General features: G+C 59.0%; 17 protein-coding genes. 10 read left to right on the top strand and 7 right to left on the bottom strand.

Annotated elements, in window-relative coordinates:
- Positions 1-82: 82 nt before the first annotated feature.
- Positions 83-850 carry an AraC family transcriptional regulator gene (locus ACM6JM_RS14485; protein ID WP_103386051.1) on the bottom strand — a complete coding sequence of 256 codons (768 nt, stop codon included), beginning with the start codon at positions 848-850 and terminating at the stop codon, positions 83-85.
- A gap of 112 nt (positions 851-962) precedes the next feature.
- On the opposite strand from ACM6JM_RS14485, the gene ACM6JM_RS14490 reads away from it, so the two are divergent.
- From ACM6JM_RS14490 to ACM6JM_RS14500, 3 genes are all read left to right on the top strand, one after another.
- A complete protein-coding gene (locus tag ACM6JM_RS14490) occupies positions 963-1778 on the top strand; it encodes a sulfite exporter TauE/SafE family protein (protein ID WP_414882111.1) in 816 nt (271 codons plus the stop codon).
- A 55-nt stretch (positions 1779-1833) separates the two neighbouring features.
- Positions 1834-2553 carry a DUF6933 domain-containing protein gene (locus ACM6JM_RS14495; protein ID WP_414882112.1) on the top strand — a complete coding sequence of 240 codons (720 nt, stop codon included), beginning with the start codon at positions 1834-1836 and terminating at the stop codon, positions 2551-2553.
- Between the two features lie 86 nt (positions 2554-2639).
- Complete coding sequence (locus tag ACM6JM_RS14500; RefSeq protein ID WP_414882113.1) at positions 2640-3836, top strand: hypothetical protein; 1197 nt, start codon at positions 2640-2642, stop codon at positions 3834-3836.
- A 3-nt stretch (positions 3837-3839) separates the two neighbouring features.
- On the opposite strand, the gene ACM6JM_RS14505 is transcribed toward ACM6JM_RS14500, so the two are convergent.
- The 5 genes from ACM6JM_RS14505 to ACM6JM_RS14525 all read right to left on the bottom strand — a co-directional run bounded on the left by ACM6JM_RS14505 (position 3840) and on the right by ACM6JM_RS14525 (position 8802).
- Positions 3840-4826, bottom strand: a complete 987-nt coding sequence (locus ACM6JM_RS14505) for a hypothetical protein (protein ID WP_414882114.1) — start codon at positions 4824-4826, stop codon at positions 3840-3842.
- Between the two features lie 183 nt (positions 4827-5009).
- On the bottom strand, positions 5010-5744 hold the full coding sequence (locus ACM6JM_RS14510) for an HNH endonuclease (protein ID WP_039772057.1): 735 nt from the start codon (positions 5742-5744) through the stop codon (positions 5010-5012).
- A gap of 114 nt (positions 5745-5858) precedes the next feature.
- Entirely contained in the window at positions 5859-6389 is a 531-nt protein-coding gene (locus ACM6JM_RS14515) for a Bro-N domain-containing protein (protein ID WP_039772115.1), read from the bottom strand.
- A gap of 346 nt (positions 6390-6735) precedes the next feature.
- A complete protein-coding gene (locus tag ACM6JM_RS14520; protein WP_039772059.1) occupies positions 6736-7986 on the bottom strand; it encodes a ribonucleotide-diphosphate reductase subunit beta in 1251 nt (416 codons plus the stop codon).
- Between the two features lie 555 nt (positions 7987-8541).
- Positions 8542-8802 (bottom strand): DUF2790 domain-containing protein, encoded by a 261-nt coding sequence (locus ACM6JM_RS14525; protein ID WP_011335542.1) that lies wholly within the window; start codon positions 8800-8802, stop codon positions 8542-8544.
- Between the two features lie 452 nt (positions 8803-9254).
- Between ACM6JM_RS14525 and acs the strand changes: the two genes are divergently transcribed.
- The 7 genes from acs to argR all read left to right on the top strand — a co-directional run bounded on the left by acs (position 9255) and on the right by argR (position 17012).
- Entirely contained in the window at positions 9255-11210 is a 1956-nt protein-coding gene (gene acs, locus ACM6JM_RS14530; RefSeq protein ID WP_007951065.1) for an acetate--CoA ligase, read from the top strand.
- 558 nt (positions 11211-11768) lie between these two features.
- Complete coding sequence (locus ACM6JM_RS14535; RefSeq protein WP_414882115.1) at positions 11769-12542, top strand: ABC transporter substrate-binding protein; 774 nt, start codon at positions 11769-11771, stop codon at positions 12540-12542.
- A gap of 91 nt (positions 12543-12633) precedes the next feature.
- A complete protein-coding gene (locus tag ACM6JM_RS14540) occupies positions 12634-13323 on the top strand; it encodes an ABC transporter permease (RefSeq protein WP_007951063.1) in 690 nt (229 codons plus the stop codon).
- Positions 13320-14018, top strand: a complete 699-nt coding sequence (locus ACM6JM_RS14545; protein WP_039772064.1) for an ABC transporter permease — start codon at positions 13320-13322, stop codon at positions 14016-14018. Before ACM6JM_RS14540 ends, ACM6JM_RS14545 begins: the two co-directional genes overlap by 4 nt.
- 1 nt (position 14019) lies before the next feature.
- Positions 14020-15132 (top strand): succinylglutamate desuccinylase/aspartoacylase family protein, encoded by a 1113-nt coding sequence (locus ACM6JM_RS14550; RefSeq protein WP_414882116.1) that lies wholly within the window; start codon positions 14020-14022, stop codon positions 15130-15132.
- Positions 15133-15155: 23 nt separating this feature from the next.
- Positions 15156-15920: an ABC transporter ATP-binding protein gene (locus ACM6JM_RS14555; protein WP_003227281.1), complete on the top strand. Its 765-nt coding sequence runs from the start codon at positions 15156-15158 to the stop codon at positions 15918-15920.
- Between the two features lie 111 nt (positions 15921-16031).
- A complete protein-coding gene (gene argR / locus ACM6JM_RS14560) occupies positions 16032-17012 on the top strand; it encodes a transcriptional regulator ArgR (RefSeq protein ID WP_011335538.1) in 981 nt (326 codons plus the stop codon).
- 56 nt (positions 17013-17068) lie between these two features.
- Here argR and ACM6JM_RS14565 read toward each other — a convergent pair whose 3' ends face one another.
- Complete coding sequence (locus ACM6JM_RS14565) at positions 17069-24790, bottom strand: dermonecrotic toxin domain-containing protein (RefSeq protein WP_414882117.1); 7722 nt, start codon at positions 24788-24790, stop codon at positions 17069-17071.
- Positions 24791-24887 lie beyond the last annotated feature (97 nt).

Below are 24887 nucleotides of genomic sequence, written 5' to 3' on the forward strand. Positions count from 1 at the left end.
GGCTCGAGAGTGCTGATGGAAAATGTACTGTGTTTTTGTACAGTTGTTTTCGGCCGGGATCAAATGCATTTTTTGATTTGCCCTAGTTCGCCGTCTCCAACCAGACGGACGGTGCCTGACCGAGGATCCGGCGGAACATCGTCGAGAACGCCGCCGGGCTGTCATAGCCGAAATCCAGGGCAATCCGCGTCACTGCTTCACCCGCCGCCAGGCGTGCCAGCGCCAATACCACGCAGGCGCGCTGGCGCCATTGACTGAAACTCAGGCCGGTCTGCTGACGAAACAGTCTGTTGAAGGTGCGTAAGCTTACGTGCAGCTGATCGGCCCAATGCTGGGGTGATTGGTGAGTATTCGGCTGATGCAGAAAGGTCTGACACAATTCGAGCAGTCTTCCGTCAGACGGCAGCGGGATATGCAACGGAAGCGGTGCACTGCGCACCAATTCATGCAGCAACAAGTCGATCAGCACGCCGTCACGCCCGGTCAGGTCATAGGCCAACGGCAGCTCCACTGCTTCCATCAGCAAGTGCCGCATCAGCGACGACACGCTGATCACCTGACAACGCTCACCCAGATCCACCGCCCCCGGCTCTATATACAAACTGCGCGTGCTGACCCCCAGCATCAACACCTCATGCGCCACACCCGGCGGAATCCACACCGCTCGCTGCGGCGGCACCACCCAGTTGCCATCATGCGTGCTGACCTGCATCACCCCCGTCGCGCCGTACAACAATTGCGCCCGTCGATGCGTATGACGTGGCAACAGATAGCCGTGGGAATAATCCGTACCGATCGCCACCACCGGGCGTGGCGTGTCATCCAGCAGATTGATCGAAACATTGCGCATCGAGCGGCACCCGGCAGTTGGCGTAAACGCGAACATTATTGGCTGACTTGCTGAAGCAGGCCAAGCACCGACGCTCTATCGTCGACCGCTCCCCAACCACGGACGACGCGCCATGTTCTACCTCTTGCTGACACTTTTCGGCTGCCTGACCGGCGTCACCGCCGTGCTCTTCGGCTTCGGCGGCGGCTTCGTCGTCGTGCCGCTGCTGTACCGCATGCTCACCGCGAGCCACGGCGCCGACGACCCGATCAACCAATCCGCCATGCACATCGCCGTCGCCACCTCGACCTGCGTGATGATCGTCAACGCCCTGGTCGCCACCGGCAAACATCGCCGTGCCGGCAACCTCATCCGTGATTACCTGTGGCCCTTGGGCGGGTTCATCGGATTGGGCGCGGTCGTCGGCGCAATCGCAGCGGTGTGGGTCAGCGGCGAAGTCATTCGCTATGCCTTCATCGCCTACCTCGGCGTGACGATTGTCGATTGCCTGCTGCGACGCGGATTTCTTACGCAGTCCGAAGGCGCCATCCCACGGCGATTGGGAACACTGGAAACGTCTGGCGGCGGTGTAGGCATTGGCACCATCGCAACCTTTCTCGGCGTAGGAGGAAGCGTCATGACCGTGCCGTTGTTGCGGCGTTGCGGGTTGAGCATGTCGCAGGCGACGTCGATGGCCAACCCACTGAGTGTGCCGGTGGCATTGGCGGGAACCCTGACGTACATGGCGATGGCGGGACTCAGCGAGACAAAACTTGGACCATGGTTTATCGGGTATGTGGATCTGCTGGCGTTCGCGGTGCTGACGTTGGGCTCGATGCTGGGGATTCGACTGGCCACGCCGTGGATCGGGCGGATACCGGATCGGGTGCATGCTTGGGTTTATATTGGATTGTTGGTTATTGTGATGTTGGGAATGTCGATGAAGTAATCGTCTACCGACAGACCCATAATCCATCGTCCCCAGTATTTATCAGAGATCAAGGATGCTGATCTTCAACTGCACCGAAGCTGCCAGCAAGTTCTTCAGTCGCGTCCATCAGGGTAAAAAAATCACCCCGGTGGATTTCGCCCCGCCATCATCAACCATCGAAGATGATGAGATGGACAGTGGTGTCGAACAGTGGCTGGTGCATGCGATCACCGTGCAACGAAAGCATGTGCTGTTCGCCATGCATATCAAGACTCGCTATTGCATGGTTTTCGCCGACATGAAAAAGGCTGATCTGGATGCATTTGTGGGGCAATTCGCTGATCGCTGGTTCAACGGTGTAATGCTTCATGCAACCCATCACGGGCTCTCCGAGTGGATTGATATCGAACCGTTGATTGAGCGATTCCGATGGATGTGTCGACCGCAGCAGTTCTATCGCCGCAGCCATCGCAGCGCACAAAAACACATCGATGAAATTGCCTGGGTCTTCCAGGACAGGGCCGCAGGGGCCGGTTGTTTACCGCCTCATGAAGTCGCAGCCATGGTGTTCGACGCGCAGATGAACGACACCCCAAGAAACAGCAAGGGCGCCAAGGGTTACTACTACCCGGATGAGGAGATGACCGTTCATTGGCTTCGTCGTTATTGCGCTCTGGATGAGGGCGAAGTTCAAGCGGCCAAGGACCGGCGCAAGCAAGTGTATCGGGAGATCGCAGCAGTCGAGCGCGCAGCCTGGCTGGAAGAATACAACCGACGAAACTCGATTACTTAAGCAACCCTCGCCATAATCCGCCCCGCATTCACTAGCGCCGGCATCAATGTCCCGGCGCGACCTCCGACTCACTCAGGGATCGATCCATGCTCAAGGGACTGTTGCGCCTGGCGCCATACACCGCCGTGCTGTTTTCACTGCTTTCCACCGCTCAGGCTGACGACGGCAGACGTGTGTTCACCGGCACGCTGGGCAAGACGCCGATTGTGGTTGAGCTCAATACCCAGCAGCAAGATGAAGTGACCGGCCGCTACTTCTATGAGAAATACCATCGCGATCTGCCTCTGAGCGGTGCGTTGCAGGACAGTACGCTGACGTTGGTCGAGGGCAACAATCGCTATGGCGATGACAAGCCTTTGCCGACCCTCAAGCTGGAAGAAACTGCCGACGGCTGGCACGGCGAATGGCAAAGTCCTCAGGGCAAAAAGCTTACGGTGCAACTCTCCGAGGCCAAACTTGCGGCGCCGGTCTCCACAACTTTGCCCTTCATCGCCACGCTGCCCGCCAGCGAACCGTACGAATATCTGCGGCTGCAGGGGCTCAAGCTCAAAGCCACGAAGAAAGAAGACTTCATGGGCTACACCTTGCAATGGTGGACGGAGCCCGAGTCGAAGATCGCGTTGTTTACCGTGGAATCCGGCCTGCCGAAAGATGACCTGCAGCGGGTCAACCAGCAGTTGCTCGGGCGCTTGTGGAGCGAAGTCATCAGCTATCACGGCTGCCAGTTGCAGGGCGGGGAAAACGTCGAGTTCATGCAGCAAGCCCAACCGCAACTGATCTCGCCAGCCGTGGTCAGCCTGAACATCTCGACCAGCTATTACTGCGGCGGCGCGCATCCGGACTTTGGCGATTCGCCGCTCAACATCGACGTGAACACCGGCCATCCGTTGTCGCTGGAAGATGTGTTGTGGGTAGGTGAGGGCAAACCTTTGCTGCACGCCGAGCGCGACAGCTTGGGCGATCAGCCGCTGAACGAAAAAGAAAGTGCAGCGCGCTCGACTTACCAGCGCGAAGTGCTGGTGCCGTGGCTGATCAAACAACTCACCGCGCTCTACCCAGATGAAATGAAGAAACCGGCGGAGGGCGATGAGGACAGTTGCGACTACACCGATGAAAGCATCTGGGGTTATCCGTCCTGGCACTTCACTCCGAAAGGCCTGTACCTGGGCGCCTACTTCGCCCGCGTCGCCCGCGCCTGCGATGCGCCGGACTGGTCAGTCCTGCCGTACTCCCTGATCAAACAACACCCCGGCGCCGTCCAACTGCAACTGCCCCAAAACTAACCATCACGCCAGACCCGGCGCTTCACGAATGATGAAGTGATCCAGGTTCTCGATATTGGCATTGAAGACCTCGAAAGGCTTTTCGGGGTTCTTCTTGCCCGGCACCTGCTTCAACTCCGGCGTCACACCATAGAAGAAGCAGAACAACTCCTTGTCACTGTCGATCGCGTGCTTGATCTCTTCCAGAAACGCCTTGCGCTTGCGGTAGTTGTCGATCAGCTTTTTATTGAGATAGACACTGACCGGATAAGGCTTCTTCTTGCTGTCATCCGGTTTCTTGAACCAGACCTTGTCCTCGAAATCGATCCGGAAACTGGCGCTGTGAAAGTCCTCGATCTTCTTGATCCGGCCCCAGTAAATCAGCCCCTTGTTGTCCATCAAATACTCGATCTTCTTGAAGAACGAACTGTACGGCGCCGTATGCTCGCCAATCTTCAACGGCATGCGCTTGAGCAAATCCTTGTCCGCGAAGTTCGACACAAAACACTCCACGGGGTGAGCGAAAACACTGGTCTTGTCCGGCGCCGTCTCACGACTCGGCGATTCTTTTGAGGCGGTAGTCGCCACCCGCACCGGATCATCCCGCAACACATCCGCCGCCCCCGCAGGCGCGGCAGGCTTGCGCACATACTCACGGCGTGTCAGCAACAACTCCGACGGGAAATGCTCCTCCCGCCCGTCATCCGATTCCCCATCCGCCGCCTCAACCCCCGACGCCGACGTCTTCAAACTCACATACGGACAACCCGCCACATGCTGCGTACCGGGCAGATTCTTGAAGTGCGGTGTGCGCACGTAATTCACGTTCTTGGCGTTGAACGTACCCAACTCGTTGGAAGCTTCGAACGCCGAACGACAGGCGTCGTTGGGGCACTGGAAATGCTCCTTCGCGGAGTCGAACGCCACCGTCTCATCGAAATTGAGATCGCGAACGTCATAGATCGACAGTTTGTCGTCGAGGCTGAGGCAGTAGGCGAGGTCGAATTTCATGGTGGGGCTCGGGTCCTTGAGTGGGGGAGGGGGTATTAATAGCGGGTGGTGGGGTGGGTTGCACTGATTGTTTTCGGGATGATGCGGAATCAGTGGGCGCCGGCTTGTTGGCGATCCCAGGCTCAATCCTCGCACCGCCACTGCCGGCCACTCATCACCTTTGCGAGGGAGCAAGCTCACTCATTACATAGTTTTGCGGTTCGGGTACTCACGCTTCAACCGTTTAACCCTGTCATAAAGGGACTCGGTGAACTCTTTGCTGTCATTCGAGTGATGGCAGCGTCGATGGCAGTTCGGACAAAGTGCTACAGCGTTGCTGATTCGATCAGAACCCTTATTCGCCAAATGCCTCACGTGATGAACCTCAAGGTAGGGCGAGTCATTTTTTGTGAACGGAGCCGGTTCACCGCACCCTTCACATATCCCTTTGGCTTTTTGACGGACCCAGGCTCTAACTTTCGGATCACGTATAAATGCAGTGCTTTGGGCGGGAGCGCGCTTCGGTTTCACAATCCCCTCAGGTTCGTCTTCAAGAGGCAGTTTTTCTAGAGCCAGAGCTCTCTGTTCTAGTGCTTCTTCATCCGCAGTCGCAATCGTTGGATCCCCAAGCGTGACCCCTTTTGCAATCAATACTGCTCGTATGGCTGGTTCAACGTTGGACCCAACGTTTCTAGCTGGCTTGTAACCTTTGATGTATTCCCTGTGCATTCTCAATAAAACGGCAGAGATGTTCTGCATGCGGAATTCAACTGAGCCTTCAGTGCGGTTGTGCAACGCAGATGCACGCAGCACGCGATTCTCATGTGCTTTGTTAAATTTTTGGCCGATTCGCTCAAGCTCAAACATCTTCAGATAGGCGTCAACCGCTGCCTCAATCTCAGAAACAGTCCAGTCAGTGTCTTTTTTCTTGTCGCTCATAAAATCGCCGAGGGTTGAAAACCCTCGGACGATACTGAGTGGCCATTACAGATGTCTACGAAAATTCCTACAGAAAATAACGACGGATCTCGCGAAGTCCTATAACCACCATCACTAGCCCATGGAATGCCTCGAAGACTGAAACACCTGCGCAACCTTTCGCCACCAAGGCTTCCCCGTTGTCCGCCGTTGCGTCTGATCATTCAGCAGGTAAGGCATATCCCGCAGCCGAATCCAGCCTTCATCCTGCCAATGCAGCAGACTCAATGACATCTCCGGCCAATCCAACAAACTCAACATCGGCCGTTCTGAATGTCCTGAGTACTCAGCATCGCGCAAGGCCGGCACCACCTGAAGAGTTAACCACTCACGCAACAAACGATTGCCTGGAACGTAGTGATACACCAGCAACGCATAAACCCCGGACTCGCTGAGCATCAGTTGCTTTTCGGGTTTTCGAAAATACTCAATCCACAAAACGCGACGTTGATCCTTATCTAGCTTGTTGACCATGCGTTCGCACAGATGGACACCCATCAAGCGGCCGACATCGCGAGCGCAGAACCACGTTTGGTTTTCGAGCAGAAGGGCGTGTAGTGCGAGGTTGTGACGAGAGAAGACTGTTACAGAAAAAGGATCGGGCATATCCATTACCTCTACGTTAGATTTTTGGAGGGCCTGACCCCAACGTAGAGTGGACTTAAGAAATCCCAACGAGCGGGGCAGCTCCACCGACGACATGTACGTCTGTGTAACTGGCCAAGCTTTCTACGTTGGGTGTTTCTTAGGCACCTGCAATTGAGCTTAGAGGTGCTTGCAGTTGGCTTCAATGCGAAGCGGCTGTAAGTGCTGTAGGAGATTGAACTCTGCAACGTAGGGACGGAAAAGGGCAACCAGTCGCCCATAAAAAAGCCCCGATCAAATCGGGGCTTTTTGCTTTCTCAATTCGACGACTCAAGCAGCAATCGTCAAATCGTGACGCGCGAGACGATTAGTCCCAGCTCAGAGCACCACCAGTTTGGTATTCGATCACACGAGTCTCAAAGAAATTCTTCTCTTTCTTCAAGTCCATAATCTCGCTCATCCAAGGGAACGGGTTAGTCGTCCCTGGATACTCTTCCTTCAAACCGATCTGCGACAGGCGACGGTTGGCGATGAACTTCAGGTAGTCCTCCATCATCGCTGCGTTCATGCCCAGTACGCCGCGAGGCATGGTGTCACGCGCGTATTCGATTTCCAGCTGGGTGCCTTGCAGGATCATCTGCGAAGCTTCTTCCTTCATTTCGGCGTCCCACAGGTGTGGGTTTTCGATTTTGATCTGGTTGATCACGTCGATGCCGAAGTTCAGGTGCATGGATTCGTCGCGCAGGATGTACTGGAACTGCTCGGCGACGCCGGTCATTTTGTTGCGGCGGCCCATGGAGAGGATCTGGGTGAAGCCGCAGTAGAAGAAGATGCCTTCCAGAACGCAGTAGTAGGCGATCAGGTTGCGCAGCAACTCTTTGTCGGTTTCGACGGTGCCGGTGTTGAATTCCGGGTCGGAGATGGCGCGGGTGTATTTCAGGCCCCAGGCGGCTTTTTTCGCGACCGACGGGATCTCGTGGTACATGTTGAAGATCTCGCCTTCATCCATGCCCAGCGATTCGATGCAGTACTGGTAGGCGTGGGTGTGGATCGCCTCTTCGAAGGCCTGGCGCAGGATGTATTGGCGGCATTCCGGGTTGGTGATCAGGCGGTACACGGCCAGGGCCAGGTTGTTGGCCACCAGGGAGTCGGCGGTGGAGAAGAAGCCGAGGTTGCGCATCACGATGCGGCGCTCGTCGTCGGTCAGGCCTTCCGGGTTTTTCCAGAGGGCGATGTCGGCGGTCATGTTGACTTCTTGCGGCATCCAGTGGTTTGCGCAGCCGTCGAGATACTTCTGCCAGGCCCAGTCGTACTTGAATGGCACGAGCTGGTTGAGGTCGGCGCGGCAGTTGATCATGCGCTTTTCGTCAACGGCGACACGGGCGGCGGAGCCTTCGAGTTCGGCGAGGCCTTCGGCAACGTCGAGGGAATCCAGTGCAGCCTTGGCGCGGGCCACGGCGGCCGAGTCTTCGGCGGTCACGGCGCGGGCTTCGAGGGCGGCGGCACCGCCGGCGGTGTCGAGGCGGTCCATGTTGGCTTCGCTAGCGTGGCCGGCGTTGGCGCCTTTCACTGCTGCTACTTCACTGTCTTCTTTGTCGAATTCGTCCCAGCTCAGCATGACGTGTCGTCTCCTGCGTGAGGGCCTGTGCCCGTGTGAAAACTGATTGGTTGGTTTTTCACACGGCCGTACAGGCCGCGTTGGATGTCGTTTTTTGCAGCGGTGCTACGCAGGCAATAAACAGAAAATTTTTACGGGTTTCCGAGAGCCTCTGACGGGCGCAGGTCAGCGTTGTCGCTGCTGCGGGGCTTCAGAATGGCTTTGATCCCTGTAAGGGAATATTGCTGACCCGATTAGGGCGGCATTATAGGGAAAAAAACACGGGCGTGGGGGAGGGCGAAACAGCGCAGGGCGGTCGAGCGCGTGGGTGATTTCGATCGGAGCGAGGGTTTACAGGGCTTTCGCCGGGATTGGCCCCGGAGAAAATTTTTTCATTAATTTTTTGGCGTGTGATTGATTGCTCAAAAAACGAGCAAAAAACCGCGTTTTTCACTATATCTTGTGTTTTGCAACCCTTTTGCGCCGCTTCAAACACAACTGAGCCCGACCGAAGCCGGGCTGGAATCGACCCTCGATGTTGCGCTGAGTGATCCGATTCGGTGCAGTCTCAACGCATCAATTGGTGCAGCCGTTGCCCATGATGCTGTAACGCAGGATGTGACGCTGACCCTTAGAGTCGTCGTACTCCATTTTTGCCGGAACAACTTCGCAGACATTCGGAACTTCGCTCATGGAAACAACTTTGGCGATGTCCAGGTGAGTGGAGTAAGTGTATTCCTCGATGGCTGGTTGTTGCTGTGCGACATCAGTCGGAACCTCGTCTGCCATGGCGGTTGCGCACAGACTGCTGAGGGCCAGAACCAATAAAGCTTTCATTTGAAATTTACCTTCTTGAGGTCGAGTGGGGTCACGCAACCTTTTTGGGGTTGCGTGTGGAACTTCATCGTTTTGCTTTGTTACTTCAGAACTGGATTAACGGCCTTCGTGGGGGCTGTAACCTTGTTAATCGCTTTGCCTTGTCGGCGAGGTGAATTTTAGGGAGGCGGGGCAGGGGTAAACAGACCCGGTTTTGATAAACACCTTTGGCAGATTTGGTAACAATCCTTGGAGATGGTGTTACCAGCGCTGCGGTTTTCTCGGGAAACCGGGTCGTCCGAATCGCTGGCAGGCCAGCTCCCACAAGGGTTGCGTGCGTTGCTTCAGAGGTGGTTCGGGCATTTCTGGATGTTTTGTAGGGGCTTGTTACTACCATCGTCGAATGGTTCTATACGGGCGCCCCGGCTACAACAGGGTCATACAAAAACAACTATTACACCGAGGTAGGAAAGATGAGTGCGGCTTCCCTGTATCCCGTTCGTCCCGAGGTTCTGGCCAATACGCTGACCGACGAGGCGACCTACAAAGCCATGTACCAACAGTCGGTCGTCAACCCTGACGGCTTCTGGCGCGAACAAGCCAAGCGCCTCGACTGGATCAAGCCTTTCACCACGGTGAAACAGACTTCCTTCGACGATCACCATGTCGACATCAAGTGGTTTGCCGACGGCACCCTGAACGTTTCCTACAACTGCCTCGACCGTCATCTGGCCGAGCGCGGCGATCAGGTCGCCATCATCTGGGAAGGCGACGATCCTTCCGAAAGCCGCAACATCACCTACCGCGAACTGCACGAACAAGTGTGCAAACTCGCCAACGCCCTGCGTGGCCAGGACGTGCACCGCGGCGACGTGGTGACCATTTATATGCCAATGATCCCCGAAGCCGTGGTCGCCATGCTGGCCTGCACCCGGATCGGCGCGATTCACTCGGTGGTGTTCGGCGGTTTCTCGCCGGAAGCCCTGGCCGGTCGCATCATCGACTGCCGCTCGAAAGTGGTGATCACCGCTGACGAGGGCATCCGTGCCGGCAAGAAGATTTCCCTCAAGGCCAATGTCGACGACGCCCTGACCAACCCGGAAACCAGCAGCATCCAGAAAGTCATCGTGTGCAAGCGCACCGGCGGCGACATCAAGTGGAACCAGCATCGCGACATCTGGTACGAAGACCTGATGAAAGTGGCGGGCACTGTCTGCGCGCCGAAAGAGATGGGCGCCGAAGAAGCGCTGTTCATTCTTTATACCTCCGGCTCCACCGGCAAGCCGAAGGGCGTGCAGCACACCACCGGCGGTTATCTGCTGTACGCGGCCATGACTCACGAGCGCGTGTTCGACTACCGTCCGGGCGAAATCTACTGGTGCACCGCCGACGTCGGCTGGGTCACCGGTCACAGCTACATCGTTTACGGCCCGCTGGCCAACGGCGCGACCACGCTGCTGTTCGAAGGCGTGCCGAACTACCCGGACATCACCCGGGTGGCGAAGATCGTCGACAAGCACAAGGTCAACATCCTCTACACCGCGCCGACCGCGATCCGCGCGATGATGGCCTCCGGCACCGCCGCCGTTGAAGGCGCGGACGGCAGCAGCCTGCGTCTGCTGGGTTCGGTGGGCGAGCCGATCAACCCGGAAGCCTGGGACTGGTATTACAAGAACGTCGGCAAGTCCCGCTGCCCGATCGTCGATACCTGGTGGCAGACCGAAACCGGCGGCAACATGATGAGCCCGCTGCCGGGCGCTCACGCGCTGAAGCCGGGTTCGGCGGCACGTCCGTTCTTCGGCGTGGTGCCGGCGCTGGTGGACAACCTCGGCAACATCATCGAGGGCGAGGCCGAAGGCAATCTGGTGATTCTCGATTCGTGGCCGGGTCAGGCGCGCACTCTGTACGGCGACCACGACCGTTTCGTTGACACCTACTTCAAGACCTTCCGTGGCATGTACTTCACCGGTGACGGCGCCCGTCGCGATGCCGACGGTTACTACTGGATCACCGGTCGCGTGGACGACGTGCTCAACGTGTCCGGCCACCGCATGGGCACTGCCGAGATCGAAAGCGCGATGGTTGCTCATCCGAAAGTCGCCGAAGCGGCGGTGGTCGGTGTGCCGCACGACATCAAGGGGCAGGGCATTTATGTCTACGTCACTCTGAAGAATGGCGAAGAACCGAGCGAGCAACTGCGCCTGGAGCTGAAGAACTGGGTGCGCAAAGAGATCGGGCCGATTGCTTCGCCGGACGTGATCCAGTGGGCGCCGGGGCTGCCGAAGACCCGTTCGGGCAAGATCATGCGCCGCATCCTGCGCAAGATCGCTACCGCCGAATACGAAGGGTTGGGCGACATCTCCACCCTGGCGGATCCGGGTGTGGTGCAGCATCTGATCGATACGCACAAGACCATGAACGTCGCGTAGCGGCGGGTCTGAAGGCTGAAAAAGCCCCGTCCGGCATCGCGCCGGGCGGGGCTTTTTGTTTTCCAATAATTATCGGTTTCATCCGTCAGACACTTCCCACTGTTACCCGTCCGCCTTCAAGTAACTGAATGTGTAACCGCCCGCTCCGCAACGGGGCATCCGGAAACGCATCGCCCCGTTTTAGAGCCTCAAAACACCCGGTGAAAAATAAGACATAACCCCGCGCTTGCCGGATTAGAAGGGTTTGCGAATAATAGGCCCGCAATTTGCAGCATAGATCGGTTCACTGTCTTTCGCTCTTGCATGAAATTGCAGGGCTGTCAATGTGCTCAAGCGGGTTTCTCGGTGCATCTGTAATTAGTTGTCGCATTGAAGAAATATCGGCTTCGGGCCTGTCGTTAGAATGCCGATCACTCGCTCGTCGTGGCTTGCGTTGAAGCCGTCGCGGTTTTGACTGGAACTGTCCCACGCACGCAGCAACCGATTTCGTTACACCCATTCGCATATTGGGCTGTCGCTCACTCTGCCGTTTTTGCCCTTTACCGATGGAGTCCCAAGATGAAGAAACTTGTGCTGCTTGGCGCCCTGGCACTGTCCGTGCTGTCCCTGCCGACATTCGCCGATGAAAAGCCTCTGAAAATCGGTATCGAAGCGGCTTACCCTCCATTCGCATCCAAAGCGCCGGACGGCAGCATCGTCGGTTTCGACTACGACATCGGCAACGCGCTGTGCGAAGAAATGAAGGTCAAGTGCCAGTGGGTCGAGCAAGAGTTCGACGGTCTGATCCCGGCACTGAAAGTGCGCAAGATCGACGCGATCCTGTCGTCCATGTCGATCACTGACGATCGCAAGAAGTCCGTGGACTTCACCAACAAGTACTACAACACCCCGGCCCGCCTCGTGATGAAGGAAGGCACTCAGGTCAGCGAAGGTCTGGCAGAGTTGAAAGGCAAGAACATTGGCGTGCAGCGTGGTTCGATCCACGAGCGTTTCGCCCGCGAAGTCCTGGCCCCGCTGGGTGCCGAGATCAAGCCGTACGGCTCGCAGAACGAAATCTACCTCGACGTGGCCGCCGGCCGCCTCGACGGCACCGTGGCGGACGCTACGCTGTTGAATGACGGCTTCCTGAAAACCGACGCCGGCAAAGGCTTCGCGTTCGTCGGCCCGGCGTTCACCGACGTCAAATACTTCGGCGACGGCGTTGGTATCGCGGTACGCAAGGGCGACGCCCTGAAAGACAGGATCAACACCGCCATCGCGGCCATCCGCGAGAACGGCAAGTACAAGGCAATCCAGGACAAGTACTTCGACTTCGACATTTACGGCAAGTAAAGACGTCGCTCGACCCGTCCGAAATGGCGCAAGCAACAGGATCTCTGCGGTTTGCGCCATTTTTTCATCCCAACTTTCGAGGACCTGAATCATGTTGAAAGGCTACGGGGCTGTCATCCTCGATGGCGCTTGGCTGACGCTTCAGCTCGCCTTGTCGTCCATGGCCCTGGCCATCGTTCTCGGGCTGATCGGCGTCGCGTTGCGCCTGTCGCCGGTGCGCTGGCTGGCGTGGCTGGGCGATCTGTATTCCACGGTGATTCGCGGGATTCCCGACCTGGTGCTGATCCTGCTGATCTTCTACGGCGGTCAGGACCTGCTCAACCGCGTCGCACCGATGCTCGGCTATGACGACTACATCGACCTGAACCCGCTGGCCGCCGGTATCGGCACCCTTGGTTTCATCTTCGGTGCGTACCTGTCGGAAACTTTCCGCGGCGCATTCATGGCGATCCCCAAAGGTCAGGCCGAAGCCGGCATGGCGTACGGCATGAGCAGCTTCCAGGTGTTCTTCCGGGTGCTGGTGCCGCAGATGATTCGTCTGGCGATTCCGGGCTTCACCAACAACTGGCTGGTATTGACCAAGGCCACCGCGCTGATTTCCGTGGTCGGTCTGCAGGACATGATGTTCAAGGCCAAGCAGGCGGCCGACGCCACCCGCGAGCCTTTCACCTTCTTCCTCGCAGTGGCGGCGATGTACCTGGTGATCACCAGCGTCTCGTTGCTGGCGCTGCGTCACCTTGAGAAGCGCTACTCGGTAGGCGTAAGGGCGGCTGATCTATGATCTTCGACTACAACGTCATTTGGGAGGCTCTGCCGCTGTACTTCGGCGGTCTGGTCACCACCCTCAAGTTGCTCGCGCTGTCGCTGTTCTTCGGTCTGCTCGCGGCCCTGCCGCTGGGCCTGATGCGCGTATCCAAGAACGCTGTGGTCAATGGCGCAGCCTGGCTCTACACCTACGTGATTCGCGGCACGCCGATGCTGGTTCAACTGTTCCTGATCTACTACGGTCTGGCTCAGTTCGAAGCGGTGCGTGAAAGCTTTCTCTGGCCGTGGCTGTCCAGCGCAACGTTCTGTGCGTGCCTGGCGTTCGCGATCAACACCAGCGCCTACACCGCCGAAATCATCGCCGGCAGCCTGAAGGCCACGCCGAATGGCGAGATCGAAGCGGCCAAGGCCATGGGCATGTCGCGCTTCAAGATGTACAAGCGCATCCTGCTGCCATCGGCCCTGCGCCGGGCGCTGCCGCAGTACAGCAACGAAGTGATCATGATGCTGCAGACCACCAGTCTGGCGTCCATCGTGACCCTGATCGACATCACCGGCGCGGCCCGTACCGTCAACGCGCAGTTCTACCTGCCGTTCGAGGCGTACATCACCGCCGGCGTGTTCTACCTGTGCCTGACCTTCATTCTGGTGCGCCTGTTCAAGCTGGCCGAGCGTCGCTGGCTGAGCTACCTGGCCCCGAGGAAGCACTGATATGGAACGCATCGACCACGTTCTGCCGTGGAGCCACCTGGGCAGCGAGCGCCGGATTTCGGTTTTTCGCTTCGGCAGCGGCGAGCGCAAGGCCTACATCCAGGCCAGCCTCCACGCTGACGAACTGCCCGGCATGCGCACCGCCTGGGAACTGAAAAAACGCCTCGGCGAACTCGAAGCCAAGGGCCTGCTCAACGGCATCATCGAACTGGTGCCGGTGGCCAACCCGCTGGGTCTCGGCCAGTTGCTGCAAGGCAATCATCAGGGCCGTTTCGAGGCCGGCAGCGGCAAGAATTTCAACCGTGATTTCGTCGAGCTCAGCGCACCAGTGGCCGCCAGGCTGGAAGGACAGCTCGGTGATGATCCGCACGCCAACATCCGTCTGATCCGTCAGGCAATGGCCGATCATCTGGCCGCATTGCCCGAGGCCAGCAGCCAGTTGCAAGGCATGCAGCGCATCCTGCTGCAACACGCCGCCACCGCCGATGTGGTGCTGGATCTGCATTGCGACTGCGAAGCCGCGCTGCACATGTACGCCTTGCCGCAGCACTGGCCGCAGTGGCGTTCGCTCGCCGCACACCTGGATGTGAAAGTCGGCCTGCTGGCGGAAGACTCCGGCGGCAGCTCGTTCGACGAGGCTTGCTCGCTGCCGTGGCTGCGCCTGTCGCGGCTGTTTCCGGACGCGCAGATTCCACTGGCGTGCCTGGCGACCACCGTTGAACTCGGCGGTCAGGCTGACACCACGCCGACGCAGGCCGAGGCTTGGGCAGAAGGCATTCTGGCGTTCCTCGCCGAGCAGGGCCTGATCCGTGGCGAGTGGCCGAGCGCGGCGCACGAGCCGTGCGAAGGCATGCCGTTCGAGGGCACTGAATTGCTCCTGCCGCCGCATCCCGGCGTGGTGAGTTTTCTGCGCAAGCCCGGCGAGTGGGTTGAAGCCGGTGACAAGATTTTCGAAGTGATCGATCCGCTGTCGGATCGGGTCAGCACGGTGTGTGCTGGTACGTCCGGGGTGCTGTTTGCCATTGAGCGGCTGCGTTACGCCCAACCCGGTTTCTGGCTGGCCAAAGTGGCGGGGCGCGATGCGCTGCGCGACGGCCCTTTGCTCAACGACTGACTGTTTTTGTGAGAACCGACCGCATGTACAAACTTGAAGTCCAAGACCTGCATAAACGCTATGGCAGTCACGAAGTGCTCAAGGGCGTTTCCCTGAAAGCGGCCGCCGGCGATGTGATCAGCATCATCGGCTCCAGTGGCTCCGGCAAAAGTACTTTCCTGCGTTGCATCAACCTGCTCGAGCAGCCGCACGCGGGCAAGATCCTGCTCAACAACGAAGAGCTGAAGCTGGTGGCGAACAAGGACGGCGCGCTGAAAGCCGCTGATCCGAAACAGCTGCAACGCATGCGTTCGCGCCTGTCGATGGTGTTCCAGCACTTCAACCTGTGGTCGCACATGACCGCGCTGGAAAACATCATGGAAGCGCCGGTTCACGTGCTGGGCGTGTCCAAGGCCGAAGCCCGCGAGAAAGCCGAACACTACCTGAACAAGGTCGGCGTGGCTCATCGTAAGGATGCGTTCCCGGGGCACATGTCCGGTGGCGAACAGCAGCGTGTGGCAATCGCCCGTGCGCTGGCGATGGAACCGGAAGTGATGCTGTTCGACGAACCGACTTCGGCCCTCGACCCGGAACTGGTCGGCGACGTGCTGAAAGTCATGCAGGCCCTCGCTCAGGAAGGCCGGACCATGGTGGTGGTGACCCACGAAATGGGCTTCGCCCGTGAAGTGTCGAACCAGCTGGTGTTCCTGCACAAAGGCGTCGTGGAAGAAAGCGGCAACCCGCGTGAAGTGCTGGTCAATCCGCAATCGGAACGTTTGCAACAATTCCTCTCGGGCAGCCTCAAGTAATCGCTCCCGTTATGCACCAGATTAGGTCATGCTGCGCAGCGCGCCAGATGGTCTAATTTGGTTGCAGCCGATTTCGGTTTTTCCCTCTGTTTACGTTTCGGATCGCCCGCCATGACTGCCCATCGAATTGGTTTCCTGATTTGGCCCAGCACTAAAGCTCTGACTTTGGCGCTGGCAGAGGAGGCCTTGCGTGTTGCCCAGCGTGTGCATCCGGACGTGGTTTACGAGTTGTCGTTCCTGCAGGCCGAAGCACCGGCCGAAGGTGAATGGCAACTGCCCGGCGAACCTTGGGCGGGCAAGCTCGAAAACTTCCAGAAACTGTTCCTGCTCGCTGATGAGCCACCGACCACTTTGGCGCCGGCGCTCAGCAGCGCGCTCAAGCAGCTGGTGCGTGCCGGTTGTGTAATCGGCGGTCTGTCGGCCGGTGTGTATCCGCTGGCGCAACTCGGTCTGCTCGACGGTTACCGCGCGGCGGTGCACTGGCGCTGGCAGGACGATTTCGCCGAGCGATTCCCGAAAGTCATCGCCACCAGCCATCTGTTCGACTGGGATCGCGATCGTCTGACGGCGTGCGGCGGCATGTCGGTGCTCGATTTGCTGCTCGCTGTTTTGGCCCGTGATCACGGCGCGGAACTGGCCGGTGCGGTCTCCGAAGAACTGGTGGTCGAGCGCATCCGCGAAGGCGGCGAGCGTCAGCGCATTCCATTGCAGAACCGTCTCGGCTCCAGCCATCCGAAGCTCACCCAGGCGGTGCTGCTGATGGAAGCCAACATCGAAGAGCCACTGACCACCGACGAAATCGCCCAGCATGTGTGCGTGTCCCGTCGCCAGCTGGAGCGGATCTTCAAGCAATACCTCAACCGCGTGCCGAGCCAGTACTACCTGGAACTGCGCCTGAACAAGGCCCGGCAGATGTTGATGCAGACCAGCAAGTCGATCATCCAGATCGGCCTGTCGTGCGGGTTCTCCTCGGGGCCGCATTTCTCCAGCGCCTACCGCAACTTCTTCGGCGCCACCCCGCGGGAGGATCGCAACCAGAGGCGCAGCAGCAGCCCTTTCGAATTGTCCTCGGTGCCACCCGAGCGCGGATGACCCGCAAGACCAACGCCATGGATTCCGATTCCATGGCGTTGTCGTTTTCAGGGCTTTCAATCTTCCATGGCGACACCGGGACGAGTTACAGGAGCCTGCTGTCCGACCACGTTGTCGACATTCAGCGTATGACCCGTTTCCTGGTAATACATACGAATGCGGTTCATGGCCTCGGCGGAGAAGGGGTTGCCGCGCAGGTCGTAACGATCACCGATGTAGGCCGGTACTTCCAGAAGTTCGTCCGGAACTTCGGTGATTTCATTGCCTGACAGGTCGATTTCCATCCAGTTGTGATTTTCGAGCACGCCCCTGGGGATTTCGCGGATGCCGGTGGTGCTCAGGTCGAGATCGCTCAGGCGCTGCAGATTGCTCAGGTCGGGCGTCAGTGTCAGGGGGTTGTCCTGCAGATGCAGGAGCTCAAGCGAATGCAGCCCGGCCAGCCCGTTGACTTCATGCGAGGTCAGGGTGATACGGCAGGCGGGCAGACTCAGGGTGGTGAGCCGGTTCATCCTGAAGATGGCCTCGGGCACCGTGCCGAGGTCGTAGCCACGGATATCGACATGTTCAAGGTTGGGAAACGCGTCCAGGAACCGGCCGAGGCGTGGCCAGTGGTCGGCGGTATTGACCAGGTAAAAGTCCGACACATGGCTGAGCTCGACCTGCAATGTCGGCAGTTCACCCCGAACCGAAACGGTCGAGGTGAATCGATGCTCGGCAACGCTCCCACCCTCCACCGGAATCTTGCGCCAGCACATCAACAACCCTTCCGCGAGGAGCGCCCTGTTGTATTCCTCTTGCAGGCGCTCCTGCGTGCTCAGCGGCAGTCCGGTCAGCGGATGGTCGGGAATGTCGGCTTCCCATGCAGCGAGATTTCCCCGCAGCGTTTCGAGCTCTGCTTCCAGGCGCGTCAACTCGTTTCGGCCGTCCGCCAGCGTGCCGTCCAGACGATAGACGAAAGTGCTGGCGTGCTCATCGTCCAGCGCCGGATACAGTGTGCGGGCGCGGGCGATATCCGCCGGCTCGGCCAGCACGCCCAGATCCTCGCCGTTGCGACGAAAGTAATCCTTGATGCGCTCACGAGTGCCGGCGCTCAGCGGGTTGTCCCCAAAGTCGTAGCCGGCGCCTGCAGTGGCTGGCAGTTCGAAGACGCCCACGGGAATGTCAGTGATTTGATTGTTGTTGAGTACCACGGTCTCGATGTTCGGCAGATCCAGCAGCCCCTCGGGCAGTTCGCGGATGCCGGTGCTGGCCAGATCCAGATACTCGAGGGCTGTCATGCGTCGCAAATCGGGCGCCCGGCCCAGCGGATTGCGGTAGAGATCCAGGCTGGTGAGTCGGGTCAGCGCCGAAAGAGCCGTCTGGCCCTCGTTGTCCAGTACCAGGTCGCAATTGCTTAACACCAGCTCTTCAAGTGCAGGCATCCCGGTGATCGCTCGCGGAAACTGTCCCAGTCCCAGGTCGCGTAACTCCAAAGCCTTGAGCCCGCTGAAACACTGAAGAAAACGGTCGTTGACCCGCAGTTGCGTGTTGCCGATGAGCGACAGGCTCAACACATGGCTGAAGTCTGTGCGCAATGGAGGCAGGTCGCCGACAAACGCAATATTGAGGTTCAGCGTCTGTGACCTGATCTCGGGCTGTTCTTGCGACCGTTCACGCCAGAACGCTTCGAGTTCCCGGCGGAATGTTTCGCGATCCGTCTGTTCTGCCAGTCGCAGATCGTTACTCAGCAACTCACCGGTGGCCGGGAAGCGCTCGGGTACATCGACAACCCAGGCGGTGAGATCTTCGTCAAGTTGTTGCCACTGCGTTTCCAAGTTCGCAATCTGCATCCGGCCGTCCTCAAGCGTTCCCGGCAACAGATACAGCACGCGATTGGCATCCTCGCGATCCAGGTCTGGAAAGAGCGACAGGGTCCGGTCCAGATCCTCTTGAGGCATGAAGACTCCAAAATTCTGCCGTTTCTCCTGGAAGTAGACCTTGATGCGTTCGAGGCTGGCCGCACTCAGCGGATTACCGGTCAAGCTCAGTTGCGCGGGGTGTGGTGACGGGATATTGAACACGCCATCGGGCAGCTCGCTGATCAGGTTGTTGTCCAGGATGGCGGCACTCAGTCGTGGGTGATCGAACATGCCGTCCGGCAGGCGGGTGATTGCCGTGTCTGTCAGTCGCAAATGCACCAGTGCCGTCATGCCCGACAGCGAGGGCGGGGCGCCCAATGGGTTGCGGCTCAGGTTCAGGTATTGCAGCCGGCTCAGGGAGGAAAGGCTGGCCTGTGTCTGCGGGGTCAATGTCAACGCACAGTTTTCGATGATCAGGCGCTGCAACGACGGCATGCGTTCACAGGCCGGGGGAAGTTGATTGAAGGAGAAGTCATGCAGTTCCAGATGTCGCAGTCCGCTGAACGAGTCGAGGAAGGTGTCCATTGCGTTCAGTGCATTGTTGCCTCTGAACGAGAGGTCGGAAACGTGACTGAAGTCCGCCGACAGGGCAGGCAGGTCACCGATGAGCGCAACGTTCAGGATCAGTGTGTCGTTCCTTTGCCTGGGGGTGTCCGGTGTTCTCGCACGCCAGAACTGTTCCAGTTGCCGGGCGAATGTCGTTCTTTGCGTATGCTCCGCGAACATTTGCGTCGGACTCATCGTCTCCCCGGTAATCGGGTGTCTGGTCGGCGTCGCATTGATCCAGTGCGCGAGGTCCGACGAGAGCTGTTCAATCTCCGCCTGCCAGTGCCTGAGCCGGGAGCGGCCATGCTCGATATCGCCAGGCAAGCCATAGAACACTTCACTGGCTTCTTCATCGTCCAGACCGGGGAACAACGATTTGGTGATGCCAATATCCGTCGGGTCGGCGAGGACGCCGAAGTCCGGGCCGTGCTCGCGGGAATAGGTCTTGATTCTTTCCCGCGTCTCGGCGGTCAACGGGTTGCCGGAAAAATCGAGCCCTTCGCTGGCGCGGGCCGGGAGCGAGAAAAAGGCGTCGGGAATTTCTGTTATGCGGTTTTCGCTGATGATGGCGGTTTTCAGTTTTGGATGGCCCGCCAGGCCGGGGGGCACTTCCACGATGCCGGTGTTGGACAGATCAAGGTAAGTCAGTTCGCCCAGTTCACTCAGATCGGGTGCGCTGCCAAGCGGGTTGTCAGGCAGTTCCAGCAGTTCCAGTTCGGGCATCGCTGCCAGTGCCGCCTGGATTTCGGCGGTGAATTTCAAGTCGCAGTTGTTCAACGTCAGCGTTGTCAGAGCGCTTTGCTGCGCCAGGGACTGGGACGCACCTTCGAGTGTGAAGTCCTGAAGAATCAGACTGGTCAGGCGTGGGAAGGTGCGCAGAAAGGCGCCGATGCTGCTGATGCCCTTGTTGCCGGTCATGGACAGCGTGGTGATGTGGCTGAAATCGGCCGTGAGCTCGGGCATCTCCCCCTTGAACGTCGCTTGAGCGGTGAACACTTCCGCCCTCATCAGTGAATGCGCTGTCGAGCGATGACGCCAGAGCCGTTCCAGCCGCCCGGCGAACACGTCTCGCGCCGAGTGCTCGGCGAGTCGCTCATCGAAGCTGAACAGTTCGCCCGTGAGCGGGTTGCGGTCGGGTATGTCCCTGACCCAGGCGGCCAGGTCGGCGGTCATCTGTGCAATCTCGGTTTCCCAGCGAGTCAGCTGGATCTGCCCTTGAATGAGCGACCCCGGCAATCGATAGACCAGCTCACTGGCCTGACGATCATTGAGATCGGTGAACAGGGCCTTGGTCCGGTCGATCTCCGATTGTGCGGCCCGCACGCCCATGTGGTTGCCTGTCCGGTTGAAGTAGACCTTTATCCGTTCCCGCGTGACGCTGGAAAACGGGTTGCCGGAAAAATCGTATCCAGCGGTGGTGCCGGGGGAGAACTCGAACATGACCTCGGGAAGAGCGGTGAGCCGGTTGTTGGCAAGCCAGACACTTTTGATCCGTGGGTGAGCCAGCAAGCCGTGGGGCAATTCGGAAATTCCGGTATCGGTCAGGTTGAGGTGATGCAGTGCCGACAGGGCATTGACGTCCATCGTGATGCCCAGGGGATTGCCTTGCAGGTCAAGGGCGGTCAGCTCATTGAGCGATGACAGCAGCAACTGGTTTTGCGGAGTGAGAGTAATGCCGCAATGGCGCAGCCTCAGTTGTCGCAGCGAGGTCATGGTGGTGATCGGGTGCGGCAGGTCATCCAGGTCGAAGTGATTCAATGCCAGTCGTCGCAGGCGTGTGAAACCTTGCAGGAATCGGACGATCTGGCCATTGCTGTCGGAGCCTGTCAGCTCAAGGCTGGTGACATGATCGAAATTCGCGCTCAGGACCGGCAGTTCGCCCGTCAGAGGCTCTGCAAACTGCAATCGGAAACCGCCCGGCTCCGACGTTTCCCTGCGCCAGCAGCGACGCACTGCATGGGCGAATTGTTGGCGGTCGCGCTGGGCGGCTGCGTGTCGGATCGGTGAAAGGGCCTGTCTTGTGTCCGGATCGACCCGCGGAGTATTGATCGTCCAGTGGGTCAGGTCGCTGTCCAGTTGTGCGTACTCGAGCTGAAGGCGCGACAGTTCCGCGAGCGGGCCGTCAGGGTGATTTCGAAGGTGCTGCACCATGGCAGGCATATCGTCGTCCGCCATGCCTGGATAAACCTGCCTGATGCGGTTTTCCAGGGTGCGCGGACTTTGCGGGTTTTCCCGGGCATAGCCTTGTGTACCGACCAGTCGCAATGTGTCGACGACCTCTGGCTGCTGGGGGATATCGGAAATCGTCAGGCGCAGGTCGTTCCGATCCACTGGATTGTCACGAATGGCTTGCCTGAGTTTTGTGCCTTCGCCGATCTGCAGGTTCAGGGCCTGTCGTTGCGCATCCGGCAATGCCTGCAACACGCAGGTGTAGAAATCGGTGGGCGCGTGCAATTCCAGCCCTTGATCATCAAACGGTTGCCAGTGGCCATCGGTTCTGCGCACCAGCACTTTCCGGACAGCGGCCGATTGCGGACCGGTGCTGTCCAGCAATGCTCCCTCGGGGGATCCGGCCCGGACTTCGAGTCGGACATCCTTCGACCATCCCGACAGCCTTTTGAGACTGTGCAACGCCAGCGTATCGGTATCCGGGTTGTGCACCGAGTCCAGCTCCAGGCCTTCATAGGCACGGGCGATGCGCAGTTCGTGGGTCGCGGCGGTGGCAAGATGTTGTTGGCGCTCCGGCCATTCTCCGGCGTCGATGGCCAGCAGTTCGGTACCCGTGGCCGTGTGCAGCAATTCTTCGGTGAGCCTGGCGGGCAGGTGCGGCTCCTTCACTGCAACCTTTTTCACCAGCGCATCTTCGCGATGTTGAAGCGCCTGATAGCGTGCCTCGAACAATGCCGTACGGCGCGATGTCGCGATCTGCGCGATCCGGCTTCTCAGTTGGCGAGTGCGGGCATCCAGGGCGATCATCTGGCCGAACTCTTCCGCCAGCAGGGCGTTGATGTCCTGTTCGCCGAGCGACTGCAGCAAGGTCTTGAGCAGGTCGCCGTCGACCAGTCGATCCTGGGGAAGGTCAATGATCGGCAGATGTTCATCGGCGGAGGATTGCCAGAGAACTTCTCCTTGCCCATCGATCAGGCGCAGGCGTCGGGTGCCAGGCAGCAGCTTTTGATCATTGAGCAGCTGGAGCTGCAGCAGCGGATCGGCACGAAGGTAGTCCTCGGCCTGGTCGCTGGCCATCCTGCTGATGAAATCCTGCAGATCCTGATCGATCCGAAAGCGCTGGATCGTGTCGGCCAGCAGCGGGGGGACGCGCTCGTGATCGACGTGCATCCTGCGCAAGGCATCTTCGTGGCAACCGCTGACCTTGAGGATCTGTTCGCGACGGGTGGGGGAGAACGGCTCGATGTTCGGACCCAGACGCTGCAATGCAACCGCCTTATCCCATTCCAGCGGTCGATCGAGTTCGGTATGAAAGGCGCCTTCGCCATTATGAAAGACGACCGGGCGGTAAGCATCCGGTCGGGTCGGGTGTTCGATCTGCAACTTGTCGGGATGGGCGTGATCGCTGACCGCGTAATGCTTCTGATCGACCGGCATCAGTTTTTTGCCCTGATGCCAGTGCAACCCTTGCTGGTCGGGTGCGGCACCTTCTGGGGGCACGATCGGGCTTTCGTAGGGTTTGAGGTCCGGTTTCCAGTACAGGGTCTTGCCGTTGCGCAATTTGACGGGCTGGAACCGGTCAGCGAATGAGACGACGCTCGGTGGCAGTACCTTGGGCAGCTCCGTCATGGCGATGCCGCCGCCGATGGCGAAGGCTCCCAGTTGAACCAGCGATTCGAGGGCGCTGAACAATTGTTCACCGGCCTCGGTGACGGCCCCCTCGGCCCAGTCGACAATGCCTTCGAAGACCTCGTCGAGAAATTGCCAGGCCATGTAAGCCATCATCATTTCGCCCAGGAACGGCACGAAGGGCAGCACGACAAACGAGGCGATCTGCAGGATCGAGGAGGCTATGTCGACGAGGGAATCCCAAAGCGCCCAGCGCGCTTTTCGGTCGGCGTAGGCAGTCGGGACGGCAAGGGTGGCCGCGTCGTTGAGTATTTTATTCAGTTTGCGTTGGTAGAGGTGTTCCCAGAGGTCGCCGGTGATGGGCGATACAGCCAGTTGCAGCTTGGGCTTTTCGATCGGTGTGTCTCGCCAGGGGGGCAGTTGGCTGCCTGACTCCGGTTTATGCCATTTCACCTGGCTCAGGCGCCGGTTCAGATCGGCAAGGAAATGCCCTCGTTGTTCGTGGCCGACGAACTGGACAAAAAAGCGTTGGTACTCCGGCGAACGCAACTGGCGGGCCAGTTCCTTTTCCATGTCCGCACTCGAGGCGTACTCCTTGATCGGGTGTTCCGGGTCGCCCGGTATGTAGGCCACTACTCCGAGTGCGACCCTCGCCTGTTCCAGATCCGCCGCGAAAACCACGATGCCGGTGAGGGGGGCCGACATCATCGTCAAATCCTGGCAGCGCAAGGTGTGACCGTTGATGCGCATGCCCTGTATGCCGTCGAGCATCCCGTTGATCAGCCGCAACCAGTTCTCGCCGATGTCTCCGTTGATGCGTGCCAGTTGCAGGGCCGCTTTCAGGGCGGTTTTCTGACTCTCCCTCAGCCTGTCGGGCAGGATGGCGGCAACGACCGGGTTGGAGATGCCCAGACAGTCTTCAAGATAGGCCTTATAGCTGGCGCCGATATCCAGCTCCCGGCAGAGGCTGATGAAGGCGGGAATGCTGATCTTCGCGCGGATCTGCGGCAAGGTTTCGAACTGGCCGGTCTGGGACGGGCGAGTGATGAAACCGGAGTCCGGGTCGTAGGCCTCGTCCCGGGTCTCGTCCTTCTGGAAGTTGTGCAGTGCGGCATCGATCAGGGAAACCGTCCAGCTGCGCACACCTGTCCTGATGCCGAAAATGGGCGTGGTGGCAGGCAGATAGAGGCGCAGGAAGGTCTCCTTCACATCCAGCTCCAGGCCGAATCGTGACTTGAGTGCCGCCTTGAGCAGGGGCTCGGCATAAGCGCTGGCGTCCTGCACTTGCTCAAGTCTCTGGTCGATGCCGTTTTGCACCTGCATATGCCCGGCAATCGCGGCGCGCAATTGATCGTGCTGTGCCTGGGGGGCTTTCCTGATGCTGTCGGTGACGGCGCGCCGGTTGTTCTTCAATGCCGCGCGCCGGCTGGAAGAGGCCTGGCTCAGCCATTCGGGGATCGCATCCACCAGAAGTTGATAGTGTGAGGGGGGATTGCCGGGTATGACGCCCGGTTGTGGTTCGGTCGGTGATTGCATGGGATTGCGCCTTGGCGTCTGGAAATGAGCCAAGCAAATCAAAAAGTCCCGAGTGGGGTGCGGTATATAGATATGACCTCGCTGTGGCCTGCAATTG

The sequence above is a fragment of the Pseudomonas sp. IT-P2 genome, assembly GCF_949767575.1.
Lineage (GTDB): Bacteria > Pseudomonadota > Gammaproteobacteria > Pseudomonadales > Pseudomonadaceae > Aquipseudomonas > Aquipseudomonas pharyngis.

Bases quoted from the DNA above. Each gene is read 5' to 3' on its own strand.
- ACM6JM_RS14485 (WP_103386051.1), bottom strand. From the start codon at position 850: ATGCGCAATGTTTCGATCAATCTGCTGGATGACACGCCACGCCCGGTG.
- ACM6JM_RS14490 (WP_414882111.1), top strand. From the start codon at position 963: ATGTTCTACCTCTTGCTGACACTTTTCGGCTGCCTGACCGGCGTCACC.
- ACM6JM_RS14495 (WP_414882112.1), top strand. From the start codon at position 1,834: ATGCTGATCTTCAACTGCACCGAAGCTGCCAGCAAGTTCTTCAGTCGC.
- ACM6JM_RS14500 (WP_414882113.1), top strand. From the start codon at position 2,640: ATGCTCAAGGGACTGTTGCGCCTGGCGCCATACACCGCCGTGCTGTTT.
- ACM6JM_RS14505 (WP_414882114.1), bottom strand. From the start codon at position 4,826: ATGAAATTCGACCTCGCCTACTGCCTCAGCCTCGACGACAAACTGTCG.
- ACM6JM_RS14510 (WP_039772057.1), bottom strand. From the start codon at position 5,744: ATGAGCGACAAGAAAAAAGACACTGACTGGACTGTTTCTGAGATTGAG.
- ACM6JM_RS14515 (WP_039772115.1), bottom strand. From the start codon at position 6,389: ATGCCCGATCCTTTTTCTGTAACAGTCTTCTCTCGTCACAACCTCGCA.
- ACM6JM_RS14520 (WP_039772059.1), bottom strand. From the start codon at position 7,986: ATGCTGAGCTGGGACGAATTCGACAAAGAAGACAGTGAAGTAGCAGCA.
- ACM6JM_RS14525 (WP_011335542.1), bottom strand. From the start codon at position 8,802: ATGAAAGCTTTATTGGTTCTGGCCCTCAGCAGTCTGTGCGCAACCGCC.
- acs (WP_007951065.1), top strand. From the start codon at position 9,255: ATGAGTGCGGCTTCCCTGTATCCCGTTCGTCCCGAGGTTCTGGCCAAT.
- ACM6JM_RS14535 (WP_414882115.1), top strand. From the start codon at position 11,769: ATGAAGAAACTTGTGCTGCTTGGCGCCCTGGCACTGTCCGTGCTGTCC.
- ACM6JM_RS14540 (WP_007951063.1), top strand. From the start codon at position 12,634: ATGTTGAAAGGCTACGGGGCTGTCATCCTCGATGGCGCTTGGCTGACG.
- ACM6JM_RS14545 (WP_039772064.1), top strand. From the start codon at position 13,320: ATGATCTTCGACTACAACGTCATTTGGGAGGCTCTGCCGCTGTACTTC.
- ACM6JM_RS14550 (WP_414882116.1), top strand. From the start codon at position 14,020: ATGGAACGCATCGACCACGTTCTGCCGTGGAGCCACCTGGGCAGCGAG.
- ACM6JM_RS14555 (WP_003227281.1), top strand. From the start codon at position 15,156: ATGTACAAACTTGAAGTCCAAGACCTGCATAAACGCTATGGCAGTCAC.
- argR (WP_011335538.1), top strand. From the start codon at position 16,032: ATGACTGCCCATCGAATTGGTTTCCTGATTTGGCCCAGCACTAAAGCT.
- ACM6JM_RS14565 (WP_414882117.1), bottom strand. From the start codon at position 24,790: ATGCAATCACCGACCGAACCACAACCGGGCGTCATACCCGGCAATCCC.